The organism is Enterobacter sp. CFEC122 (assembly GCF_052983755.1).
In genome coordinates this window covers 1-756 of record NZ_JBRIQR010000134.1, presented here as the reverse complement: position 1 = coordinate 756, position 756 = coordinate 1, and the positions used below count along the sequence as shown (strand labels likewise).

Genomic DNA, 756 nt, shown 5'->3' with positions numbered 1-756 from the left:
GACACAGCCGGTACCAGCGACATTATTTTTGGCCTCTTCTGGCTGCTGGGATACCAGTTTTCCCCCCGGCTTGCCGATGCCGGTGAAGCGGTATTCTGGCGAGTGGATAAATCGGCAAATTACGGTGCACTGGACGAACTGGCACGTGGTTGTGCCGATCTGTCGAAAGCCGAGGATCAGTGGGATGAGATGATGCGAACCGCCGGTTCGCTGAAACTGGGCACCATTCATGCTTCAGAACTCATTCGCTCTTTGCTGAAAAGCTCGCGCCCATCAGGGCTGGCACAGGCGATCATGGAAGTGGGGCGCGTCAACAAGACGCTGTACCTTCTTAATTATATTGATGATGAGGATTATCGTCGGCGGATCCTGACGCAGCTAAACCGGGGGGAAGGCCGCCATGCTGTGGCGAGGGCGATCTGCTACGGGCAGCGCGGTGAGATCAGAAAGCGCTATCGTGAAGGTCAGGAAGATCAGCTGGGGGCACTGGGCCTGGTCACTAACGCAGTGGTACTGTGGAACACACTTTATATGCAGGAAGCCCTGAGCTGGATACGCAGTAATGGAGAAGAAATCGGGGTTGAAGATATCGCCCGGTTGTCCCCACTGATGCACGGGCATATCAATATGCTGGGGCATTATACGTTTACGCTACCGGAGGATATTTTGAAGGGGGAACTGAGAGAACTAAATTTCAATTTAAACAATGAATTAACTTCTTAGCGTACGTTTTCGTTCCATTGGCCCTCAAACCCC

The 756-nt window shown here is 52.9% G+C and carries 1 protein-coding gene; it reads left to right on the top strand.

The window, feature by feature from the left end; genetic code table 11:
- Window positions 1-723 (top strand): Tn3 family transposase (locus ACVCAM_RS26475; RefSeq protein WP_154820210.1); only part of this gene is annotated, 723 nt, incomplete at its 5' end.
- Between the last annotated feature and the right edge of the window lie 33 nt (window positions 724-756).